The 23,215-nt window shown below is 40.5% G+C and carries 22 protein-coding genes; 10 read left to right on the forward strand and 12 right to left on the reverse strand.

Going from position 1 to position 23,215, the window contains the following annotated elements; all coding sequences use genetic code 11:
• Positions 1 to 79 precede the first annotated feature (79 nt).
• A complete protein-coding gene (locus AC570I_RS03165; protein ID WP_497404309.1) occupies positions 80 to 661 on the reverse strand; it encodes an RNA polymerase sigma factor in 582 nt (193 codons plus the stop codon).
• A 311-nt stretch (positions 662 to 972) separates the two neighbouring features.
• Between AC570I_RS03165 and AC570I_RS03170 the strand changes: the two genes are divergently transcribed.
• Positions 973 to 2,142 (forward strand): hypothetical protein, encoded by a 1,170-nt coding sequence (locus tag AC570I_RS03170; protein WP_497404310.1) that lies wholly within the window; start codon positions 973 to 975, stop codon positions 2,140 to 2,142.
• Positions 2,143 to 2,673: 531 nt separating this feature from the next.
• On the opposite strand, the gene AC570I_RS03175 is transcribed toward AC570I_RS03170, so the two are convergent.
• The 3 genes from AC570I_RS03175 to AC570I_RS03185 all read right to left on the reverse strand — a co-directional run bounded on the left by AC570I_RS03175 (position 2,674) and on the right by AC570I_RS03185 (position 5,573).
• The gene (locus AC570I_RS03175; RefSeq protein WP_497404311.1) at positions 2,674 to 3,150 is read right to left on the reverse strand and encodes a PRC-barrel domain-containing protein; all 477 of its coding nucleotides are present in this window, start codon (positions 3,148 to 3,150) and stop codon (positions 2,674 to 2,676) included.
• 128 nt (positions 3,151 to 3,278) lie between these two features.
• The gene (locus AC570I_RS03180; protein WP_497404312.1) at positions 3,279 to 4,826 is read right to left on the reverse strand and encodes a cryptochrome/photolyase family protein; all 1,548 of its coding nucleotides are present in this window, start codon (positions 4,824 to 4,826) and stop codon (positions 3,279 to 3,281) included.
• 27 nt (positions 4,827 to 4,853) lie between these two features.
• Positions 4,854 to 5,573, reverse strand: coding sequence for an SDR family NAD(P)-dependent oxidoreductase (locus tag AC570I_RS03185; protein WP_497404313.1), 720 nt, complete (start codon positions 5,571 to 5,573; stop codon positions 4,854 to 4,856).
• Between the two features lie 1,121 nt (positions 5,574 to 6,694).
• Between AC570I_RS03185 and AC570I_RS03190 the strand changes: the two genes are divergently transcribed.
• From AC570I_RS03190 to AC570I_RS03200, 3 genes are all read left to right on the forward strand, one after another.
• Entirely contained in the window at positions 6,695 to 7,249 is a 555-nt protein-coding gene (locus AC570I_RS03190) for a YciE/YciF ferroxidase family protein (protein ID WP_497404314.1), read from the forward strand.
• A 32-nt stretch (positions 7,250 to 7,281) separates the two neighbouring features.
• Positions 7,282 to 7,575 carry a hypothetical protein gene (locus tag AC570I_RS03195; protein ID WP_497404315.1) on the forward strand — a complete coding sequence of 98 codons (294 nt, stop codon included), beginning with the start codon at positions 7,282 to 7,284 and terminating at the stop codon, positions 7,573 to 7,575.
• 120 nt (positions 7,576 to 7,695) lie between these two features.
• Positions 7,696 to 8,469: an NIPSNAP family protein gene (locus tag AC570I_RS03200; RefSeq protein WP_497404316.1), complete on the forward strand. Its 774-nt coding sequence runs from the start codon at positions 7,696 to 7,698 to the stop codon at positions 8,467 to 8,469.
• Between the two features lie 336 nt (positions 8,470 to 8,805).
• Here the strand turns inward: AC570I_RS03200 and AC570I_RS03205 are convergent, their stop codons facing one another.
• Both AC570I_RS03205 and AC570I_RS03210 read right to left on the reverse strand, forming a co-directional pair.
• A complete protein-coding gene (locus AC570I_RS03205) occupies positions 8,806 to 9,507 on the reverse strand; it encodes a response regulator transcription factor (protein WP_497404317.1) in 702 nt (233 codons plus the stop codon).
• A 7-nt stretch (positions 9,508 to 9,514) separates the two neighbouring features.
• Entirely contained in the window at positions 9,515 to 10,939 is a 1,425-nt protein-coding gene (locus tag AC570I_RS03210) for a sensor histidine kinase (protein ID WP_497404318.1), read from the reverse strand.
• 162 nt (positions 10,940 to 11,101) lie between these two features.
• Here AC570I_RS03210 and AC570I_RS03215 point away from each other — a divergent pair, with 162 nt between their 5' ends.
• Both AC570I_RS03215 and AC570I_RS03220 read left to right on the forward strand, forming a co-directional pair.
• Positions 11,102 to 12,511: an alpha-L-fucosidase gene (locus AC570I_RS03215; RefSeq protein WP_497404319.1), complete on the forward strand. Its 1,410-nt coding sequence runs from the start codon at positions 11,102 to 11,104 to the stop codon at positions 12,509 to 12,511.
• 100 nt (positions 12,512 to 12,611) lie between these two features.
• Complete coding sequence (locus tag AC570I_RS03220; RefSeq protein ID WP_497404320.1) at positions 12,612 to 13,694, forward strand: AI-2E family transporter; 1,083 nt, start codon at positions 12,612 to 12,614, stop codon at positions 13,692 to 13,694.
• Positions 13,695 to 13,748: 54 nt separating this feature from the next.
• On the opposite strand, the gene AC570I_RS03225 is transcribed toward AC570I_RS03220, so the two are convergent.
• The 6 genes from AC570I_RS03225 to AC570I_RS03250 all read right to left on the reverse strand — a co-directional run bounded on the left by AC570I_RS03225 (position 13,749) and on the right by AC570I_RS03250 (position 19,366).
• Positions 13,749 to 15,404, reverse strand: a complete 1,656-nt coding sequence (locus tag AC570I_RS03225; RefSeq protein WP_497404321.1) for a carboxylesterase/lipase family protein — start codon at positions 15,402 to 15,404, stop codon at positions 13,749 to 13,751.
• 27 nt (positions 15,405 to 15,431) lie between these two features.
• Positions 15,432 to 16,868, reverse strand: coding sequence for an SDR family oxidoreductase (locus AC570I_RS03230; protein ID WP_497404322.1), 1,437 nt, complete (start codon positions 16,866 to 16,868; stop codon positions 15,432 to 15,434).
• Positions 16,869 to 16,925: 57 nt separating this feature from the next.
• Positions 16,926 to 17,177 (reverse strand): helix-turn-helix domain-containing protein, encoded by a 252-nt coding sequence (locus AC570I_RS03235; RefSeq protein WP_497404323.1) that lies wholly within the window; start codon positions 17,175 to 17,177, stop codon positions 16,926 to 16,928.
• A 62-nt stretch (positions 17,178 to 17,239) separates the two neighbouring features.
• On the reverse strand, positions 17,240 to 17,869 hold the full coding sequence (locus AC570I_RS03240; RefSeq protein ID WP_497404324.1) for a Crp/Fnr family transcriptional regulator: 630 nt from the start codon (positions 17,867 to 17,869) through the stop codon (positions 17,240 to 17,242).
• 43 nt (positions 17,870 to 17,912) lie between these two features.
• Complete coding sequence (locus tag AC570I_RS03245) at positions 17,913 to 18,158, reverse strand: S1 domain-containing protein (protein WP_497404325.1); 246 nt, start codon at positions 18,156 to 18,158, stop codon at positions 17,913 to 17,915.
• A 302-nt stretch (positions 18,159 to 18,460) separates the two neighbouring features.
• Positions 18,461 to 19,366, reverse strand: coding sequence for a helix-turn-helix domain-containing protein (locus tag AC570I_RS03250; RefSeq protein WP_497404326.1), 906 nt, complete (start codon positions 19,364 to 19,366; stop codon positions 18,461 to 18,463).
• 527 nt (positions 19,367 to 19,893) lie between these two features.
• Between AC570I_RS03250 and AC570I_RS03255 the strand changes: the two genes are divergently transcribed.
• From AC570I_RS03255 to AC570I_RS03270, 4 genes are read left to right on the forward strand one after another with little or no spacing between them, the layout of a single operon-like run.
• On the forward strand, positions 19,894 to 20,469 hold the full coding sequence (locus AC570I_RS03255) for an aminotransferase class I/II-fold pyridoxal phosphate-dependent enzyme (RefSeq protein WP_497404327.1): 576 nt from the start codon (positions 19,894 to 19,896) through the stop codon (positions 20,467 to 20,469).
• 5 nt (positions 20,470 to 20,474) lie between these two features.
• On the forward strand, positions 20,475 to 21,098 hold the full coding sequence (locus AC570I_RS03260) for an aminotransferase class I/II-fold pyridoxal phosphate-dependent enzyme (protein WP_497404328.1): 624 nt from the start codon (positions 20,475 to 20,477) through the stop codon (positions 21,096 to 21,098).
• Positions 21,095 to 22,216 (forward strand): hypothetical protein, encoded by a 1,122-nt coding sequence (locus tag AC570I_RS03265; protein ID WP_497404329.1) that lies wholly within the window; start codon positions 21,095 to 21,097, stop codon positions 22,214 to 22,216. The genes AC570I_RS03260 and AC570I_RS03265 overlap by 4 nt, the downstream gene beginning before the upstream one ends.
• Positions 22,213 to 23,202, forward strand: a complete 990-nt coding sequence (locus AC570I_RS03270) for an NAD-dependent epimerase/dehydratase family protein (protein ID WP_497404330.1) — start codon at positions 22,213 to 22,215, stop codon at positions 23,200 to 23,202. Before AC570I_RS03265 ends, AC570I_RS03270 begins: the two co-directional genes overlap by 4 nt.
• Positions 23,203 to 23,215: the final 13 nt, after the last annotated feature.

Consider the following 23,215-nt stretch of genomic DNA (forward strand, 5'->3'; position numbering starts at 1 on the left):
TTTATATTCCCTTTATATCGGGTTTATAATAGCATTACACTTGAAACAGATTTTAGGACTAGTGTATTAGGATTTATTCCTATTTTTTCAATAATAAGCTTGAGATAAGTAAAAAACAACTCATATCAGAGATGTGGAAATGCATTCGCAAGGTTTTTAATGCAGCAACAAGGTGATTTTTCACAGTGTTTCTCGAGATTTGAAGCTTTTCTGCAATTTCATCATAATTCAGTCCCTCGTATCTGCTTAACTTGAATACAATCTGCTGTTGTTGGGGTAAAATATTTATGGAAGATTCCGTGAATCGCTGTAAATCTGATAAAAGAACTTTTTCTTCGGTCTGATTGCTCACTTTCTCCATGTCAAACCACAACTGGTCCATCATTTTCTGTGAAGTAGAAATTTGCCGGAGCACATTCAGTGTTAACCTGCGCGTGATGGTGTAGAGGTAGGGTAAAATAGATAGTTGCTCGTTAAGCTTTCCCCGATGAATCCATACATTGATTAGCGCATCGTGTACCACTTCTTCGGCTTGCTCTTTATTTTTAAGAATCCGGAAACTAAAAGCATAAAGCTTCTTGAAATTCTGATCAAAAACTATCCGGAAGGCAGATTCTTTTCCTGCTTTCAAATCCAATATGATATCCTTCTCACTCAACACTTAATCGATCGTATAGCTTGTTAGGTTAATATTTGCTTACTGGCAGGCAATTATTAAAAGGGTTTTTCGTGTAGACTGTGGTTCTCAGGGGGTAAGGCTGATTAGTTTGATAACAAAAATAATATAAATCACTGAAAATAAAAGGGAATAACGTAAATCATCCGGGCATATATTACTATGTTTCATTGATAATATAATAAATGCATTCCATTTCACTCCTTTAAGCCTAAAGGTTGTGATTAAACACTTGATTTCATATAATATGATTGCTATATTTAGCTTTCAACACCTAAAGAACTTAACACTAACTTATGAAGCCATATACCGTATCGCCATTGGAGGCGCGCAATAGAAATATGGCTTTCGAATCCGATATTTCATCGTTTCTTTGTGCCTGGATGGTTAAGCAATCAAAACCTGGATTATTGCGGTTTGATCAGGATAATTCTGCTTATTTGGAAAACGATGCGCTGCGCGATTTTTTTATCAGTTCCGAAAATCCCATGGGTGAATTATTAAGTGACGAGCGCATCTTCCTTCATCTCAACCGCCCGGAACATCTGGTGTATTTCGACAGCATTAGTGGTGATCCTTTACTTTCGCGCTCAGAGCAGCGCATCTACAACCTTGCCCGGCGGATGGAACATGTGGAGGTTCATATCCCTTTCCGGTCGGTGCAGCCCAATAAACAAACTGAAGTTGGTGATATTGCCGATATTGAAACTTACCCTGAAGATTCTGCTGAAGTACGATATAACAGTGGCAATCACTTCGCCAGCCGTCCGGCAAATGCAAATGTGTTTATTCAGAACAGTCAGTTTTCAACTATGAAATCTGAGGGAAATCTTCATGTGCTTTTCAAAAACGGCTTTCTGGAAGGCCGGCTTCAGGAAATAAGGTCTTATCAATACTCAAAAGAAAATTTAATTCCTGGTCAGTTATTATTTTTTGTAATCTGTTCACGTCACTCCATCACTGAGGGGCACTTCGGAACATCCATTGTTATAATTGACCCTCAAACACCTGAGTTTCCGAAGCGGATCTTAATATGTGATACCTTGTTGAAACAACTCCCTCAGCATCCGCGCTGGTGGCATCATTTCGTGAATGCTTATTCAAACGTATTTGGAGATGCAGCGAACGAATTGATAGAAGATGTTTCGCATCCGCTTCAAAAAGTAAATATAAAAGGTGATGACCCATTCAGGCACGATTGGGACTGCCCTTATTACGCCGCTGCTTTGGCAGATGCATTTTCAGGACTTGTAAAAAATAATGTCGAAGTGTTACTGCACGGATCATCTTTGGATGTACATATTGCCATGCGTCAGTACATGTCCGAATATTATGACCCTACAGGTGAAATTAAACCCAGGTCTGATATCCAGTTTTCAAACAGAATAAAGAGATGGCGAAGCGGACAGCAATTAATTGGCGAACTGAGAAATGGCCAGTACCATGTTATGGTAAATGGTTTATAAGCCGCAATCTGGACGTTCAGATACAAATACTGAAAAATAATACTGCTCTGAATTGTTTTCTATTGATTGTCTTTGATAGTGAATAGGAGGGTAGCTTCAGGATGAATCAGAGGGGATAAATAAGCATAAACGACAACCTGTTCAAGGTTGTCGTTTATGAACATAGCTTTATGATGCTGATGTATTATGATGAGTAATTGCCTCTCCTAAATTAATAACCAGGCCTTCGTCCAGATGATCCATCGTTTGCCATTTACTGCCGTTATGACCAGGTTCTGCATATATCACTCCGATTTTACTCTCTCCTTCGAAAACTCTGTAGATTCCATTAGCTTGTGGCTGGATTATGAACGTACCTTGCGATGTACTTACACTAAAATGATCGTGGTTATCTGCTGCAGGTTGGTCAAGCCCCTGTTCAGATTTTGCTTCTGATCGTGCATGATCGATCAGTTGATGGATAGTGCTTTCTTCTTCCTTCCGGTCCTCACTAATTGACTGGGAAATAACATTCGCAGGTGAAATCTCTTGTTATTTGGAAATCACATTTCCCCTGTCAAAATGGTGATGTTGGTAAAAATCAGCTTGATCAATTTCTATGATTTCTTCTTCTATTTTCAAGGCTGCCGGACTGCCAATTGCTGCTCTTATTTTCATTTCTGTATCCCTGGTTACTTCTCCAATGATATATCCAGGCATTCTGTCATACTGTACTTTATCCATTACAGGTATTATAACTTCCTTTTTATCGATCCCAAGCTTTGCAAACCCTATAGGGATTAAAATGGCCTTATTAGTTGATGCTGAAACGTCATTTTCAAGATCAGTAATGATATACCGGATGGCATTTTGCTCAGGGTCAAAAAGTAGATCTCTTACCTTTCCAACTGTGGTCTGGCTTTCGTCAACAACAGGCCATCCTGTTATATCGGCTTCTCCGTCACTAATGGTATAATCTTCGTTGGCTAATTCCCTGAGGTTCAAATATTCTATACTTCCTGTGTTCATATCTTTTGATTTCAGAATAAATCATCTTATTCAAATTCTCAACATTACCCCAGCTAAATAGTTTTAAGATTGTTATTAAAGCCAGAACATCAATGTTTGAAATATTGCCGGCAATGTTTGATGAAATATTATAACAGTTCAATGTGCTTAAGACAAGAATCTGCTCTGTTCAGAACAGCTTCTTTAACTTTTACATCCATCTTGTCCCATATCCGGTAAACCATTGCAAGCCTGTGGTTATGCTCAAGCTTGCTTCTGTGCCTGTCATGAAAATCCCAATATAAGCTATTAAAAGGGCATGAATTTTCTCCTGTTTTATCGCTGCGGTCGTATTTACACTTTTCGCAGTAATTGCTCATTTTGTGAATGTAATTAGCTGAGGCCGTGTAGGGTTTTGATCCTGTAATTCCGCCGTCCGCAAACTGGCTCATTCCCCTTGTGTTGGTAATTTCGACCCACTGTATGGCATCGATATAAATGCCAAGGTACCAGAAATCTACTTCGTCGGGATGAATGCCCGCAAGTAAAGCGAAATTCCCCGTAATCATCAACCGCTGAATGTGGTGTGCGTATCCAAATTGGAGTGATTGACTGATCGCATGCTTCAGGCAGTTCATATGTGTATCACCGGTCCAGTACCATTTTGGCAGTTTTCTGGTATGGTTGAAGAAATTCATAGATTCAAATTCCGGCATCTTCATCCAGTATATTCCCCTCATATATTCACGCCAACCCAAAATCTGCCTGATAAATCCTTCGATTTGATTGAACGATATTGATTTTTTGTTTTTCCTCCAGTATTTAATTGCAGTATTCACCACCTCCATGGGTGAAAGCAGTTTGGTATTCATGCTAAATGACAGTCGGGAATGGTAAAGAGACCATTCTTCGCTGTGCATCGCATCCTGAAAAGTTCCAAAAAGTTGCAGGCCGTTTTCGCAAAAATATTTCAAAAGCCTTAGTGATTGCTCCCGGTTTATCGGCCACCCTAAATATTGAGCATCAACATTGCCAATAGTCACAATCTTATCCCCGGTGATTCTGATCAACTGGGTCCTAACGTCATTGTCAAACAAGAGCGGGGGATTTGGTTTGTGATTCCTAGGAAGTTTTTTGCGGTTTTCCGCGTCAAAATTCCATTTACCACCATGTGGATCATCACCCTCATCGAGTAAAATATGATGTTTTTTACGCATGTTGCGGTAGAAGGTTTCCATCAGTAATTCTTTCTTTCCGGAAAATAATATGGCAACCTCGTCTCGGCTGGTGTAGAAGTGCTCTGTATCGAAGGCTCGATGAGCTATCCCCGAAGTATTACAAACATGCTGTAGTTCATTGTCTAACCGGTATTCATCAGGCAACTGATAATGAAATTCTTCGATGCTAAATTTCTTCACCAGGTATTTTAAGTTATCTGCAAAACTTTGTCTGTTTTCAGCATCGTCAAGCTTGAGGTAAAGCGTTTCAAATCCTTCATCATTCAGTTGTGCTGCAAAATCTTCCATGGCGGCAAAAAAAGCACAAAGCTTTTGGATATGATGCCAGGCATAGTCGGTTTCTGTTCTCACCTCCATTAATACGTAAAGGGTATCGGTTGCAGGTTTGGCAAACCAAGAATGCTGCATGTTCAGCTGGTCGCCTAAAATTAGCCTTAATGTATGATATCGTTTGCGCATAACGGAGGTTAATAAAATTTATTCTTCTTAAAATGTTGTTTTAAGGTTGCCAAGACCACCGTTTACAGGTATAATTTGTCCGGTTATCCAACTGCTTTCTGTAGAGAGTAAAAATGCAATGGCGGTACTGATGTCCTTTGCTGTACCATACTTTCCTAAAGGATGTCTTTTTGCTGCAGCTTCCATTTTTTCGGGCGTGTTCAGAAGTTTTGAGGCAAGAGGTGTATCGGTCAAAGACGGCGCCACAACATTAACCCGGATTTGAACGCTACTTAATTCTGCAGCGAGTGAAATTGCTAATCCCTCAATCGCAGCTTTGGATGCCGCGATACTTGAATGGAAGGCCATTCCGGTTCTTGCTGCAACGGAACTGATGAGCACAATAGATGCTGAAGAAGAATTTTTCAATGATTTTAGCGATTGCTGAATAGATGAAGCTGCCCCGACAACATTCAGTTTAAAATCATCAATAAAGTCACTTTCCAAAATTCTCGCAAATGGCTTCAGGTTGATATTTCCGACACAGTAAACTAGTCCATCAAGTTCTTCAGGCAGGAATGAGGATAAGGCTGATGTAGAATCCACTACATCCATTTCCAGATATTCCACTGATTCAGGCCATAGGGTTGAGCGGCTTCTACAGGCTGCAAAAATATTCGCACCCTCAGCATTTAATAAATGAACCAGGTCTAAACCAATGCCGGAACTTGCACCCACAACAAGTATATTTTTGTTCTTGAATCTCATAAATAGTGATTAAGTTAATAATATATTTATGAACCAATCTAGCCGATTAAAGTTTATAAATAAACCAAATACTTTATTGAGTTCTCTAAGCGCCGTTGAATGTTGACGGAATGAAATTTGCCGATTAAAAGCTTTTGTAGTAAATCCATTCGGCTTTAATATAGGACCATCCCCGAAAACATCAAACAATTTACAATGATTGTGCGTTCGCCAGATATTAATTAATTATTGAGCTGATGAAATTTCTTAAAATTATTCTTGTCTGTTTCTTTATTTCTACACTTGTTGGTTTAACGAGTGTATTTATTCTGCAATCTGCCCAGATCATTGGTACGGCCGATTCAGATATGAAAAATTTACCTTACGGAATTGCGATCGGATTTAACCTTTATCTTTTCCTGGGCACACTGCCTGTTTTTTTTAATCTTAATCAAAACATTCGGAAAAAGTCACTCTGGAGTGCGCTTAGTTTTTTTCTTTTGCCTGCAATATTTTTATTATTATCACTATTTGCAATGTGGGATGAGGTCTGGCCAGGAGTCCTTTATGGGTTGCCATACTTTATTATCCTTTCCATTTGTTATCTAGGGTTCAGAAAGAATATGAGCAAAAAAATTATGTAATTTCCCCAATATTCGTTTTACCACGGCGATACACATCCCTAATTACTTTGCATAATTGATCTTTGGTGATCAGTTTGGGGATATATGCAGCTACCCCAGCGGCACGCGCCAGGCTAACATAACGTAATCCGCAATAAAAGATTTAACGCTCATATAATTTATTCATAAGGTGGCGTTAATCATAACCAAATGTTTAATTCAGTCATGGTTTAGCGTAAGGCACGAATTAATCCATTAAAAATGATCAACGCTAATCTTTGAGCACATAGTTGCAAATCAGTTATTGATCTTAATCAAAAAAGGGTGATTGGGATATTGTTGCCAGGTTATAAGGAGTGTGGGTGCACCTGGTGCTTATTTACCTTATCAGCAATTGATACTTAAAATTAACTGACGAATCGGTAAAAAGCAAATAATACTAAACTTTAAAAGTAAAAAAGCAAAACCAATCATCCTTCTATAAGGTTATCTACAAACTTACACCTAACACTACACCACATGAAAAAAGAGGAAAGCGGCACTGCACCGAAATTAAGCACCAAATTGAATAAAGAAGATTCATCACCACTTCAGGAACTTTTCGCGGATGGTATTCGTGATTTATATTGGGCAGAAAACCATTTGGTCAAATCACTTCCTAAAATGATTTCTGCAGCAACCTCACCTGAACTTGTCGCAGCAATAGAATCTCATCTTGTTGAAACTAAAGATCACGTGACCAGGATAGAAGAAATCTTTACGCTTCTTGGAGAGAAACCCATAGCCAAAAAATGTGATGCGATGGAGGGGCTGACAAAGGAGGGAGAAGGAATAATTGAGGAAACCGAACCAGGAACGGCAACACGCGATGCCGGAATCATACTGGCCTCACAAAAAGTAGAACATTATGAAATAGCCTCTTATAATGGACTTTTTCAGTTGGCAACAACCCTCGGACTTACAGAAGTAGCAGACATCCTGGAAAAAACATTATCTGAAGAAAAACTAGCAGACAGCAATCTTTCTGATATTGCAGGTAATGAAATAAATTATAAGGCCGCTGAAGAGGCATAAAAATTGAAACAGTATTTTTTTACATCAGCATTATGATAAACCAGGATAATAATAGCGCCACAGATAAGATTGCAATCAGAAAAGAATTTGAAGCAGGACTAGTTGAGGAAAAACTGACGGAGAATGGAATTCCTTTTTTCGTTATTAAGGACGGGCTTGACCTTGCTCAATATGCGCTTTTAGCCAAACAAGTACTGGAAGCAGAAAAATTAATTGCGCACGATTTCACATCCGAAGTGGTTAATGAATCCGGAACGGAACGGAGGTCGTTCGATTATGAATCTGGCTGGTTTTTAGAAGGCATATCCGGGGGAGAGGTTGAATAGAATAATAAGTTTGATCTTGGAATCAACAACAATCTCAACATCTCGTGTGTTCATTTATTCTGGTGAGACCTGTGGGGCCGAGGGGGTACAAATAGTGAGTTTAAATTAAATCAATATATTGTGAAATCTTTTTGCACTAAAATAATTCTTTCCGCTGTTACTTTGATCGTTTTATCAGCCAACACTCTTGTTGCCAGGCCAGCATTTTACTATCAAATTAAAGTATATCATTTAAAAACTGCTGCACAGGAAAATAAGATTGATACGTATCTAAAAACTGCTTATTTGCCGACTCTCCACAGAGCAGGCATAAAAGATGTAGGCGTTTTTAAACCGATTAGTCAGGATACCTCAGAAAAGCTGATTTATATTTTTATCCCCCTTAAAAAATTAACCGATTTGGATAAAATCAATATAAAGATAAGCCAGGATAAACAACATGCCGAAAGCGGTAAATTTTATTTAGGCGCTTCGTATAATGATGCACCTTATACCCGTATAGAATCTATTTTATTGAAGGCTTTTTCTGCTATGCCGAAGTATTCACTGCCAAAACTGACGGCACCTAAAAACGAACGGGTTTATGAGTTGAGAAGTTACGAAGCCGCTACAGAAAATCTTTCAGCCAATAAAATAGGGATGTTTAATGATTACGAAGTTGAGATTTTTTCGAAGCTGGATTTTAATGCAGTGTTTTACGGACAGGTCATTTCCGGCAGCAAAATGCCTAACCTCATGTATCTCACAACTTTTAACAATAAGGCCGATAGAGAAAAACACTGGGCGGCTTTCGGCCCGGAGTATAAAAAGATCAGTGGCTTACCACAGTACCAGCATAATGTTTCTAAAAACATAACCTTATTTCTATACCCTGCTGACTATTCTGATTTTTAATACGTTTACGATTTTTAGCGACCAGGTAGAGGGTGTTCTTTCTTAATAAAACCAAAATTTTGTCTCGGGTAATCAGGTACTGAAAGATAACCTCGCGTAATAATTAACAGGGTTCTTACTTGGTTATAATTTGGGTTTCACTTGGTTCTTATTTGGCTAAAACCAAATAATACCCAGTTTAAAGGCATCTAAACCTGCTTTTTGAAGCAAAAATGCCCTCAGCCACTATTTAAACTTGGTTTACAATAGCAATTAATAATTAGGTGCTTATCACCTAACTAGCGTAAAAGAAAATAACTTTCTAACTAAAAGAGGTGCCTGGTTCGTATTTAAGACTTACTTCACCTTCAGGATATAGCCCAGGCCATAAACATTTTCGATGCTTACCTGACCGGAAGCTTTGAAAAGTCGCCTTAACCTGGAGATGAACACTTCGAGGCTTTTGCCATTAAAATAATCGTCATTGCCCCATAATGCAATCAACAGGTCTTTTTTCTTCACCACCTGGTTGATGTTGGCAGACAGATGATCGAGCACCTCAGATTCTCGCACAGTTAACGATCTTTCTTTGCCATCGGGTAAAAGCACAAACAACTGATCTTTCTGATAGCTGATGTCGCCGATTGTAACAACGCTTTCCATAGCTTTTGAAACCATAGGTGTGTTAGGGAATTTATTAATAATGTTCCCGATGCGGAGGACCAGTTCCTCAATTTCAAATGGTTTAGAGATATAATCGATGGCGCCAATTTTTAGCCCCCTCATCCGGTCATGCTTTTCATTGTGCGCGGTTAAAAAGAAAAAAGCCTGGTTTGGGTTTAGCTTTACAATTTCGGTACTTAGGTCAAAACCATTCATGTCAGGGAGTTGGATATCAATGATCATCAGCTTATTATCAAGTTGATGTTGCTGATAATACGCTAATGTGTCTGCGGCCGATTGAAACCAGCGCACAGTGAATCCCCTCAACTTCAGGTATTCTGAAACTACATTGCCCAAATCTACTTCATCTTCGATGATGACGATATCGTATTTCATGTTGATTTCAGTTTGTATTAATGATAACAGACGCTTTGGGGATGTAGACCATAAATTCGGGTCCAATATCCGATTTTACGTCGATACGCCAGCCATGTAAATCTACCGATTGCTTAACGTAGTACAGGCCCAAACCCAATCCAGGTACGGTTTTATCCCTTTCTTCCCGAAAAAATTTATCAAAAAGTTTAGATATGTTAGCCGCTGCAATGCCCTTCCCGTTATCTTTAATGTGCAGAACGAAATCATCACTTTCTTCGCTGAGGAAGATAAACGTGTTTTTCACCGCATTTTGATTGTGTTTAAATGAATTATCGAGCATGTTTTGCAGCATGGTGGTAAACATAAAAGGATCAATCATTAATAAAATTTCGCTGTGATGCGGATCAAAAGTAATGGAATGTGGTTCAGGAACCTTAATTTTAAAATCATTTACAATGGTAAGTACGGCATAATTCAGGTCAGTTTCCTCCAGATTAATTTTGTTGCTAATTTCTGAGATCTCCAGCATTTGATTAATGTGTGAATGCAAACGCAGGGCCTGGCGCTCTACAATATTTACTAATGCTTTTACACGGTTGCGGTCATTTAATACTTCGTCTTCATGCAGACTTTTACTGGCCACTAAAATAGTGGTAACCGGCGTATTGAATTCATGTTTAATGCTGTTAAGGAAGTCAGATTTCACCTCGGTTTCTTTCTTTTGCCGCATCCAGTTAATGTAGGTGTAATAATTGATGGCTACAATGATTGCAATGCACAACGCTACCAGGAGGAAAGTGGGCAACATTTGCATTGCAACTTTTAATGGCCTGCCTGGGGCATCGACAAACAAATTGAATGTAATGCGGTAATCGTACATTAATGTTCCGCTAACCGAAAGGTTGGTTACCCGGTTTTGCAAATTCGGGAAGCCGAGGTTTCCATCGATAATTACACCAAAGGGATTAGCTGACGGAAGCAGAGTTTCATTATTGCTTTTATGGTTAAAAAGGAAAACGTTTCCCTGGTTCTTATTGAAGTTAATCTCAAAGGATTCGAAGGTGAGCAGGTACTGCAGATGTGGATCCAAGCCATTCCTTTCAACAATAGATTTGAAAATACTATCCATTGAACTTTCCGCCTTCAGGTGAAGGAGTAAGGTATCGGCTACCTTTGCCGCCAGCGCTTTAAAGTTTTTACCATCGCCATCATACGCTGCTTTTAGCCCGGCCATATTTCGGGATAAGATGCTGTCTATAATCTTCCCACCGCCCTGATAAAGCTTATCATCAGGAATGCTGCGGCCATATTCGTCATTTATTAAGGTTTTATCTTTAATCTGGTAATCCCTGTCGCGAAGTACATAGGTATTATAAGTTAATCTCAGCTGAACAAAAAGCAATATGAGAAAGCTTATCAATACGATGGATTTATAAAGGCGATCTTTCATATTTACCCCTAAAAATAGTGCTATTATTCCAAAATTTCATCTTGTTAGGTATCTGTTAGGCTTTCATTAGGTTTCCATTAGATAAATGGTTGACAGGTGTGCAGTATTTTTGAGTATTATAAATTATTAAAACAGTCTTTATACCACACAAATTGAATTAATATGAATATTAGAAAATTAGCAGTCATACACCTTGTTCTTACAGTACTGATTTCGCGGGAGCGTGGTGCTGCCCAGCAAACAGTGGGTAATAAAAACCTAACAGATTTGCAGCAGGATTTTGTGAATTTGGGTTTTGGAATGTTTATCCATTACGGGATGCCAACTTTTATGGATCAGGACTGGTCTGATCCCGATGCTTCGCTATCCTTGTTTCAATCGCCAAAGCTGGATGCAGATCAGTGGGCAAAAGCAGCAAAGTCGGCCAATATGACTTACGGTTGTTTAACTACCAAACACCATAGTGGCTTTCCCATCTGGAATACCAAAACTACCAGTTACAACGTGATGAATACACCGCTGAAACGCGACGTGGTGAAAGAGTATGCAGATGCATTTCGTAAAAACGGACTGAAAGTGATGTTATATTATTCCATACTGGATACGCACAATGGCATCCGCCCAAACCAGATTACTCCTGCACATATTAAACTGATTAAAGATCAGATTACAGAATTACTAACCAACTACGGTGAAATTACCGCTCTAATTATCGATGGATGGGATGCACCCTGGTCAAGAATTTCTTATGATGATGTTCCATTTGAAGACATTTATGACCTCATTAAATCTTTGCAACCAAATTGTCTGGTAATGGATTTGAATGCAGCAAAATATCCGACTGAGGCACTCTTTTATACTGATATCAAATCTTATGAACAGGGCGCAGGTCAGTTTATCTCAAAAGAAAGCAACAAACTGCCGGCATTGGCTTGTTTGCCCTTACAGCAAAACTGGTTCTGGAAAACATCGTTTCCGACTACTCCGGTTAAAAATGTAGATGAGCTGGTGAATAAGTTCATTATCCCTTATAATGGTGCTTATTGTAATTTCATCTTAAATGTGGCCCCGAATAAAAATGGTTTGATTGATGATAATGCACTTGCCGCGCTGAAAGAAATGGGGAAGCTTTATAAGCGCTCTGCTAATCCGTCAAAGTTGCCACCATTTTCGGCACCAATCATTTCAAGCAATATTGCAAAGCACGTAGTGAGCAATAGCAGCTGGAGCGATGACATGAATTTAATGGATTTTGCCAACGATGATAGTTTCAGGTCGAACTGGTCTTCGAATCCGGAGGTGAAAGCTCCCTGGTATGAAGTGAAGTTTGAAAAAGCCATGCCTTGCAATATGGTTGTCATTACTGCAGGTAACGCGTCGGGCGCTAAATACAGTCTCGAATATTTCGCCAATGGAAAATGGTCGCCACTTAAAGCGCAGGCAGCCGGGGAGAGAAAGGTAAGTATTTTTAGGTTTGAAAGGGTCTGGTGCGAGAAAATCAGGGTAAACCTGTCTGATTTCAAAGAAGCACCGGCAATAGCAGAGTTTGGAGTTTATAATGAAAGGAAATAGGCTTTGATTAAATAATATTCTATCGGATAGATCATTAAAACTACCTAAAAAAACTCCATCAATATTAAACATTCGGCATCCAGGCGTGTTACCTAATCATATGGTAAAACTTTCACAATCTGTTAATACGCTTTTGCTGTTCGTCCTGTCATTTGGCGGGCTTTATTTCGCATCACCTTTTTTAATTCCGGTTATTCTGGCTGCGGTACTATCAATGGTTTTTATCAGATTGTGCAGCTACTTTGAGCGGAAAGGTTTGAGCAGAAATATATCTGCTTTGATTTGTATTTTTCTTTTTGTGCTGGTAGTCGGTCTGATTATTGGCTTGCTTTCGATACAGCTGGGAAGTTTTGCAGATAATCTGGACGCGATGGAACAGCGGCTTGTAAGGATGCTGGAGTCGCTGAAACAATGGATCAACGAGACGATTGGAATAAAGAAAGATACACAGCAGAAAGTAATCGACCAGAATACGAAAGGTAAATCCAGCAGCATGATCCTTTCGTTTGCGATGGGGATGGTAGGGATTTTAGTGAACACCATATTGGTTTTGGTATACATGTTTCTGTTTCTCTCCATGAGGCGTCACATTAAAAACTTTATCCTCAAACTGGTGCCCCGCAAAGAAAATGAAGATACCTCACTGGTGATCCATCAGGCGGGTAAGGTTTCGCAAAAATACCTGAGTGGGCTTGCAGCAATGATCGGAATGTTGTGGGTAATGTATGGCATTGGTTTCAGCATTGTAGGTGTAGAGAGTGCAATTTTCTTCGCCGTGCTTTGTGGGTTGCTGGAGATTATTCCATTTGTGGGAAATTTAACGGGTACTGGTTTAACCGTACTTGCAGTTGTAGCGCAGGGTGGTGATGCAAAAATGATCGTGGGCGTACTGATCACCTATTTTTTGGTACAGTTTATTCAAACGTATATTTTGGAGCCGGTAGTGGTTGGTGAACAAGTAAATATCAATCCATTGTTTACCATTATGGCTATCGTGCTCGGCGAACTGGTTTGGGGGATAGCCGGAATGATTCTGGCCGTTCCGTTACTTGGTATGGCCAAGATTATTTGCGACAGCTATCCCGAATTAAAACCATATGGTTATTTAATCGGACCAGAAAACCCTGGTAAACCCAATACCTCGATGATTGACTATGTGAAAAAGTTATTTGCGAAAAGATAGTATTAGATAATAGCAACGATCATAAAGTGGATGAAATTTAGGATCAATGAACCATTATTCTTCTTTACCCAGGCGATCCAGTAACTCGTACCGTTTGGTTTGCTGCTCGGTTTCAATTACGCTGGCTTCCTGTATTCTAAGGAACTTTCTGCCCTCTTCAGCACGATAGCGTGGCCACTCAACCTCGTTTGCTGCAGAAGGTACAGAGCTGTTGGGATTTCCGGTTTTGATGAAATTCACAAAATAACCCTGCATTTGTTCAGATACCCTGTAGTCGGCTTTTTGCCATGCATAATTGTCCTGAACATCCAGATTACCCAAGGCATATTCAATTTCAGAAGCATGAAAAGATGTTCCGGATATGGCACTGTTAATTAATTTTTTTATCAGTATTTGCAGAAAGCTGCCCTCGCGAATGGTTCGCGGATTAAGTCCGGGATGGGGATGGGCAAAAAGGTAGCGGTAAACCGACACATTGGGCTTTGTGGAATGGAGCTCCGCCAGTTTAAAGCTGCTGTAATTGATCAGCCGGTCACTCATCATTTCACCTGATGATTTTTTCAATTCAGCCTTGTTTCCTGACGGGTATAGGGCCAGCACTTCATCTGCGTGATCGCCGTAGAATTTTTTCAATGCCTTTTTATAGTTTTTATCGTTCATTTTACGAAGACGATAGAGGGCAAGGGCAGGTACTTCTTGGGCATTCCAGCCCATCAGTAGTGGAATTTTAGCCTGGTATCCTTTTCTGAAAGTTTCCTCCGGACGTTCGACAAGAAAATAACCATCAATTGTTGGTTTAAAGCGCCGTGGATTTCCTTTTTCTACAAGCTTCAATAATGTGATGGCGCTCATGCTACGAAGATCTGCTACAGAAGGCGATTTAGCCTGGACAGAGATTTCTGTTCCCATGGCTTCAGATTTTTTAAGGGGAATAACCAGCGCTTCTGAATCCAGCAGCGAGCCACTTTCGGCAATCGCACCTGAAAATAATCCTTTAGAAAGCGGCGAAGCCATCAACGCGCTTACCGACTGGGCGCCAACAGATTCTCCTCCAACGGTAATTCTATTCGGATCTCCGCCAAAGGCCGCTATGTTTTCTCTTACCCATTTTATTGCAGCCAGCTGATCCATAAGGCCGTAATTTCCCGATCCGCCATAGGTGGTTTCTTTACTCAGTTCGGGGTGCGACATAAAGCCAAAAACGCCAAGACGGTAATTAATGGATACGTAAACGATCCCCTGCTTCGCCATGCTGGTTCCATCGTAAGCCACCTGCGAGCCGTCTCCATGGATAAATGAACCGCCATGGATATAAATATATACAGGTTTTCGCTCCTGATTCGAGGATGCTGAAGTCCATACGTTAAGAAAGAGGCAGTCTTCGCTCACTTCCTCCGATCTGAATTCGTAGAGTAGATTGGAATCCTGTATAGGACGGGCACCAAATTTATCAGCAGATCTGACGCCGTCCCACTTCGGTGCAGGTTGTGGGGCTCTCCATCTCAAATTACCAACCGGCGCTGCGGCATAGGGTATACCTTTGTATGAGAGTACATCCTGTTCGGGGCTGGTCCCTTGAAGCTGCCCCTGTGTAAGTCTGATCTTTGTGGTTAATCTGGATACTGGTGTTTCTGTAGCGATTGTGACGTTGGAAAAAAAAATAGCGAAGATGAAATAGATTACTGCTTTTAAGGTAATGGTACGAGTCATAAAAAAATGGGTTAATGCTAAATTACATTAATTTGATTTATTCGGCGATTTCACAATTTTAGAAAGCATGCCCCTGAATATAAAATAATGAAAGGGCAGCATGGCGATCCAGTACAGCCTGCCCGCCAGTCCAAGGGGGCGGAAGGTTGCAGTTTGGTGTACATAGCCCTTTTCATCTATCCGGAATTCGAGCCAGGCCTCGCCCGGTAACTTCATCTCTGCATACAACAATAGCCGCTTCTGTTCCTTTGAAGAAAGAATCACACGCCAGAAATCGAGCGCATCACCAGGAGAAACCACGGCAGCATTTTTCCTGCCGCGTTTAAGTCCTACTCCTCCGAAAAGTTTATCCAGAAAGCCCCTGAACTCCCACAGCCAGTTGCCATAATACCAGCCGTTTCTCCCTCCAATAGAGAATATCCGGTTCAGTGCTTCATCAGGCTGTTTAGCCCGCATCTTCTGCTTGTCGGTTAAAACGCCAAAGGCCGGAACGGCAATATGTTCGGAGAGTCTCTTTTGAAAAATGCGATTATTTCCCGAGTCGTTCCAGCTGGAAAGCACCAGGTTCTGTTCGATTTTTTCAAAGGCCATGGCGATGGCCTTTTTATAAGGAATAAGGTCTATATTGAGTAATTCTGGCAGATCGTTTTTTTCCGGAATAACATCTACCTTCATGCTGTCGACCAGGTTTTTGGCGAGGGGATAAGAGGTGGAGGTAACGAAATAAAGCCAGTAGGAAGAAAGTTTTGGGCTGAAAACCGGAACAATGATGATTTTTCTCCGAAGCTTTCTTACTTCTGCAAACTGCTCAAGCATTTGTTTGTAATTCAATAAATCAGGTCCGTAGATGTCGAAATGCCTGTTATAGGTCTCTTCCTTGTTCAGTGCGCCTGTTAAAAACTCAATCACGTTACGGATTGCCACAGGCTGACACCGGGTTTTTAGCCATTTCGGCGCTACCATGACCGGGAGTTTTTCTACCAGGTCGCGGATGATTTCGAAAGATGCACTGCCAGAGCCGATGATGATTCCGGCACGTAAAACGGTTAAAGGTGTTTTGCCTTCTTTTAAAGTGTTTTCAACGGCTTTCCTGCTTTCCAGATGCTTGCTTAGCTCTTTTTCGTTGATAATTCCGGAAAGGTATATGAGTTGTGCAGCCTTCGTAGTATCCAGAAAGGCTATAAAATTGCGGGCAGATTTTAATTCGGTATCGCTGAAGTTGCCTTTTTTACTCATGGAATGCACCAGGTAATAGGCGGCGTCGATTTCTTTTGGCACGTTGTGCAGCGTCTCAGGCTTCATCAGATCGGCTTCGACAATGTCGACCATTTCGGCTTTGAATGCCTTAATATCCAGTCGTCCCTTATCGCGTACCACGCATGTAACATGATGGCCCATTTCCAATAACACAGGAAGCAGTCTTTTTCCAATATAGCCAGTGGCACCAGTGAGCAGGATCTTCATATCCTGTTAACAACCTTTAATCCATATTGTTCCGCTCAGTGAACAATTGGAATATTGTTAAAAAGCCGCTAACTCTTTGGAAATATTTTCCAGCACTTTGAAACTGAATACGTGACGGCCATTGAGCCACCTTTGTATTTCGTCAGGGTTAATGTCGAGAGAAATCGCCAGATCATTTGCTGACAGGTGTTTTGCTTCAATTAGTGTTGCTGTTTTTTCGGCGAGTTCAATGTTTAATCTGTTGATTTCTTCAATAGCAGGGTTTCCGGTTTCTTCCAGCCAGATGGAAACAAAGTCATTTTCTTGCATGCGTGTAATAAATTTTGCGCAAAAGTATGGATAATGATTTGAGATGTAAAATCAATCATTCATCACATGGCCTTTCTCATCTTCAGATTAATTTGTTGCCCCTCTCTGTTTCTGATCCTGGATAAAGTTTCCTGTCTCATGCCCAGGTAACTCGCTACGCAGCGGAGTGGTAATTTCTCTATATCCATATTTTTATCATTCAGAAAATGGCGATACCGGTCAATTCCTGATGGAAGTCTGGCCAATAATGCCCTTTGAGATGCAGTATGGCATTGGAGTGCGAGAATCTGTCTGGAAATGACACTCGCTTCCGGAAATTCTGCGTATAATTTATCAATCAGCGTATAGGGAATACAAATTACCTCACAGTCTTCCAGCGCCTGAAGGAATTCAGGTGAATAAGTTGATACACCATCCGGATGTCTGATGGCACCGATCAGCTCGTTTCCAAAGCTAAACCAGGTGGTAATTTCCTTTCCACCCTGTTTGATGAAACCCCTTATAATCCCGCTGCAAATGAAGTAAAGGCATTCGTTGTTATCAATAGGCGATAGTAAGTATTTGCTTTTTTTAACATTCATGGCAAAAGCCCGGCCATCAAATGCTTTTTTATAGCTTTCGCTAATGGGATTAAATTGTTCCAGATAGCTGAATAGCGGAGACAAAAACGAACTTTGGTTCTGAAGTTTCATGGGACGTGGAAATTAACAGGATGATTGGAAATTTACAAAATAACTAGTGAGTGGAAAGGAGGTGGAATGCGGTAAAGGTGTTTGATACCTCACACACATGACGCATTGGCGTAACATTACCGGCGATAAGTCCGTCTGCGCCCATTGCAATTTCAAAACTGACCACACTGTTCAGTTGGAGATTATGCTCATTGTTAGACAAATGAAAGGTAATATCCTGTTCATTCTCATCTTCGATAGTGCCTCGCCCAAATACGGGATCGATATATGTTACAATACCTTTTCGCATGTTTAGTTAGTTAGTTTGTTTGATGATTCGAATATAACAGCTTTGTTACGTATGCGCAAGAGCTTTATGAAGATTTTAAATTAATTCATGATTTCTTCATGTATTTTCAAAAAATGAAGGATAATAGGAGGTTGAATGCCAGAATGTTAAAAGTATTACAAGATGATGCAGTAACAGGTGCCGGCATACTGCGGTTACACTGCCCCGAAAACTACAGGTGCATACAATTCGGGATTCATGCCTGTGTATATGTCAAACCCGGATGAGTATAGCTTTAGAAGCTACAGACCAACGACTGATGATTATACCGCAAACTTATTTGATAGCTTGTACGAAGAAGGGCTAAAACCCGTATGCTTTTTGAAGTACTTCCCAAAAAAAGAAGAATTACAGAAACTCAGTTCAATGGCAACCTCCGAGATATTCATTTGGTGGCTGGTAAGCAGTAACTTTGCTTCTCTAACTACCATCTCATCAATCACTACGCTGGCCGTTCTGTTGGTGACCTGTTTAACCACCTGGGATAGGTGGCGTGCGGTAATGCGTAAGGCATTTGCATAATAGATGACCTGACGCTCGGTTTTGAAGTTTTCAGCTACCAGATTGATAAACCTGTTCGTTAGATCGGCTTTGCTGTCATGTACTACTGGGCTATACTGTCTTTTCCGGTTGTAAACGAGGAAGATATCGTACATAATTTTCAGAAAACTATTATGCGTGATATTCTCCATCTGAGGAATACTTTGGGGGGCATTCATCTTTTTATGCAGGCCCAGCATATCGTAATAAATGAAGGTATAATCCTCTTTGGTTAAGGTGAGTTTAAACGAAGGATTATCATGCGACATTTTATACACTTCTCCATAGTTGAAAAAAACACCCTGATTTAGCAGGTAGTTCTTGTCAAAGAAAATACAGATCATAGAGGCGCTTTTATTGTCGACTATCTCGTACACAGAATTGGGTGCAATTAACAGGAGCTCGCGTTGGTTCAGGGTCTGTGCGGCAAAGTTGATATTGATGCTCAGCTTGCCTTTGGTGATCAGGAGCAGAGCATAGCCAACTGTTCGTACAGGATTTCTAAAAGTGGGATGAGGGTGGCTGTTGGTAAAAACTTTGGTTAACAAGCCATTGTTCAAAGATAGGATCTCGTCGCAGGAACTTTCTTGTCGTGGCATTTTATAAACGGAGTGTTGCAGTAGATTCATTTGTTCTTCTTTATAATTTCTTAACAAATAGCATCTTTTGGTGCAACATTTGGCATATCATTTACGGAGGATGTCTAGGTGGCCGTTTTGGTTAAAAACAACTTCGGCAAATCTAATATCTGAGATCATAATTACAAGATATTTTTTATAAAATGACTAAATTCTGATTAGATTTAAATGTTTTGATTAAAACCGATATGTTAATAATAAGTTAAAAATCAGTGTTTTGTATCTTTTTTGTGTGGTAAAGAGCTGTTTTTAACCTTTTTACTTTTTTATAATAAAAGTCAGAATGTCAATTGGTCAATTCATTTAAATGTCACATTTTGCCAATACTACATTTTGACCAATATATCCTACATATAAACCTTTTTTTGGCTTAAAATCTACGTTAAAATTGTGTTATCAAATCACTTGGTTTAGACGACCGGAATTAAGGTGTCTGGTTTTTTTACAAGTGATGCTTTTTCCTTGGGGTAACAGGAATTGATAAACACCTTTTAAACTGAAGAACAATAACGTTCAGCATGCGTAAAAAATTACAAGATAGAATCGCATCTTTTAAAGATGCAGCACTGATTAAGGAGCGGGGTTTGTATCCTTATTTCAGGTCGATTGAATCTGCACAAGATACAGAGGTAATCATCAATGGCCACAAAGTGTTGATGTTCGGATCAAATTCGTATTTGGGCCTTACCAACCATCCAAAAATAAAAAAAGCAGCACAGGAAGCAATAGAAAAGTATGGAACGGGTTGTGCCGGATCGAGGTTTCTGAATGGAACGCTCGATATCCACCTGGAACTGGAAAAGCGGCTTGCTGATTATGTGGGTAAAGAGGCTGCGGTATTGTTCAGTACTGGTTTCCAGGTTAACCTGGGCGTAATTTCGTGTTTGCTCGATCGCAATGATTACCTGCTGCTGGATGAATACGACCACGCTTCTATTATTGATGGAAGCCGTTTAGCATTTGCCCGTACTATTAAATATGCCCATAATGATATGGACGACCTTAGGAAAAAGTTAAGCCGCCTCCCTGAAGATGCGGCTAAGCTAATCGTTTCTGACGGGATCTTCAGTATGGAAGGGGATTTGGAAGCCTGACGGAAATGACTGAGATTGCCCGTGAATATGGTGCAAACATCATGATGGATGATGCGCATAGTTTGGGTGTTATTGGTTTCAATGGTTCTGGTACCGCTTCCCATTTTAACCTCAATGATGAAGTGGATCTGATTATGGGAACCTTCAGTAAATCGCTGGCTTCACTTGGCGGGTTTATTGCAGGAAATGCCGATACCATTGAATTTATTAAACACCGTGCCCGCTCACTGATGTTCAGTGCAAGTATGCCTCCATCGGCAGTTGCCAGTGTAATTGCAGCCTTGGATATCATTGAAGCAGAACCTGAGCGCATCGACAAATTATGGGCAAATACCAATCACGCCAAAAAGCAGCTCATTGAGGCTGGTTTTGATATCGGTGAAAGCAACAGCCCGATTATTCCGGTTTACATCAGGGATAATGATAAAACCTTTATGGTAACCAATATTCTGCAGCAGCAAGGTGTGTTTGTAAACCCGGTGGTATCCCCGGCTGTTCCTTCTGATGCATCGCTGATTAGATTTTCGCTCATGGCGACACACAGCTTTGAGCAGATTGACACCGCAATAGAGAAATTAAAATTTGCATTTAAAGCCGTTAACGCCGACCTCTTAGGCGTACAATCATGATAGAAGTTGTTAAAGTTTCCGATAAGAAAGGCTTAAAGGCTTTTATCGATTTTCCTCATGGATTATATGCAGCGGATGTGAATTATGTTCCTGAGCTCTTTATCGCTCAGCGGGATTTGCTAAGCCCAGGCAAGCATCCGTTTTACGAACATTCGCAGATACAACTTTTTTTAGCCTACCGCGATAAGGAGATTGTTGGCCGTATTGCTGCAATCAACAACACTAACCATAATAAAACTTACGAAGTAACTGATGGTTTTTTTGGCTTCTTCGATTGCATCAACGATCAGGAAGTTGCAGGTCAGTTATTCGATGCAGCTCAAGCGTGGTTAAAGGCAAAAGGTCTGACCAAGGTTTTAGGTCCTGCAAACTTTTCTACCAACGAGGTATGCGGTTTACTGATCGATGGTTTCGACGGACCTCCGGTGGCGATGATGCCTTATAATGCCCCTTATTACCTTAACCTTTTGGAGGCTATAGGCTTTAAGAAGAATGTGGATTTGAGGGCTTACCGTTATACTGCCGGAAATTACAGTGAGCGATCAGTTAGGTTAATGGAGGGAATTGAGGAGCGCCTTAAACGGAATGACATTACCCTGAGAACCATCAACCTGAAAAACTTTGCAGCGGAAAGTGCTGCAATACGCGAAGTGTACAACAAAGCATGGGATAAAAACCTGGGTTTTGTACCCATGACGGATAAAGAATTTGATTACACGGCGAAAGACCTTAAAATGGTATTGGATCCGGAATTTTGTATTCTGGCCGAACAGCACGGTAAGATTGTTGGTTTCGCCCTGGCTATCCCTGATATCAATCAGATCTTAATCAAGATTAAACGTGGGCGTTTATTGCCAACTGGTCTTTTCAAACTTTTACTGAACAAAAAGAAAATAGACGGGATTCGTATTCTGCTGCTCGGCGTAGTGGACGGCTACCGTAAAATGGGTATCGAAGCCTGTTTGTACGGAAGGATTATCAAACACTTCAAAGCCCGGAATATGAAATATGCCGAAGCCAGCTGGACACTGGATCATAACGATATGATTAACAAACCCATCGAAGATATAGGTGGTCAATTATACAGAAAATACAGAATTCTGGAAAAAGCAATATGAAAAAGCGGGTACTCATTACAGGTGCAACAGGATTTGTAGGTTTTCATTTAATTGAGGCGGCCCTTGCTGCTGATATGGAAGTGTTTGCGAATGTGCGTCAATCGAGCAAGGTTGATCATTTACAGCATTACCCCATCAAATTCGTTGAGCTGGATTTTGAGTCGATATATGCGCTAACGGCACATATCAGTGAGTACAGGTATGATTACATTATTCACGCTGCAGGCGTTACAAAAGCAGAAAGCCTGACAGAGTACAACCGGTTTAATGCTTCCTATACCCGAAACCTGGCCATAGCCGCAACATCGGCCGCACACCGGATAGAAAAATTTGTTTTTGTAAGTAGCCTGGCAGCCTTAGGCCCGTTAAACAGTTCGGCGAGCCTTCTGGAAGACAGTGGCGCTTCAAACCCTGTTACCTATTATGGAAAGAGTAAGTTACTGGCTGAATCATATCTGAGTAATATACCGCTTTTACCATTGATTGTTTTCCGCCCAACAGCAGTTTATGGTCCGCGGGAGAGGGAGATCCTGATTGTGCTGAAAGCCATTAAAAGAGGAATTGAGGTTTACCTGGGTAAAAGGGAGCAGCAGCTGAGTTTTGTATATGTAAAAGACCTGGCAGAAATTATGGTTAGTGCACTCCAATCAGATGTAACGGGCAAAGCCTATAACGTTTCAGACGGTGAAGTATATGGTCGTTCCTCTCTGGCGGATTACACCAAGGCTGTGCTCCTTAAAAAAACCTTGAAAGTAAAGTTTCCGCTCGGTGTATTAAAAGGGCTTGCCTGGTCGCTGGAAAAAGGATTTAAGCTTTTCAATAAAGTGCCTACACTGAACATTGATAAAATTAACGAACTCACAGGCGTAAACTGGGCCTGTAACATTGAAAATATTAAAAAAGATCTTGGTTTTAAGCCCCGATATCAGCTTGAGCAAGGTTTGAGTGAAACAATAGATTGGTATCAGAACAATAACTGGTTATAAGAATTTAATAAAA

Source organism: Pedobacter sp. A2324, assembly GCF_059693705.1.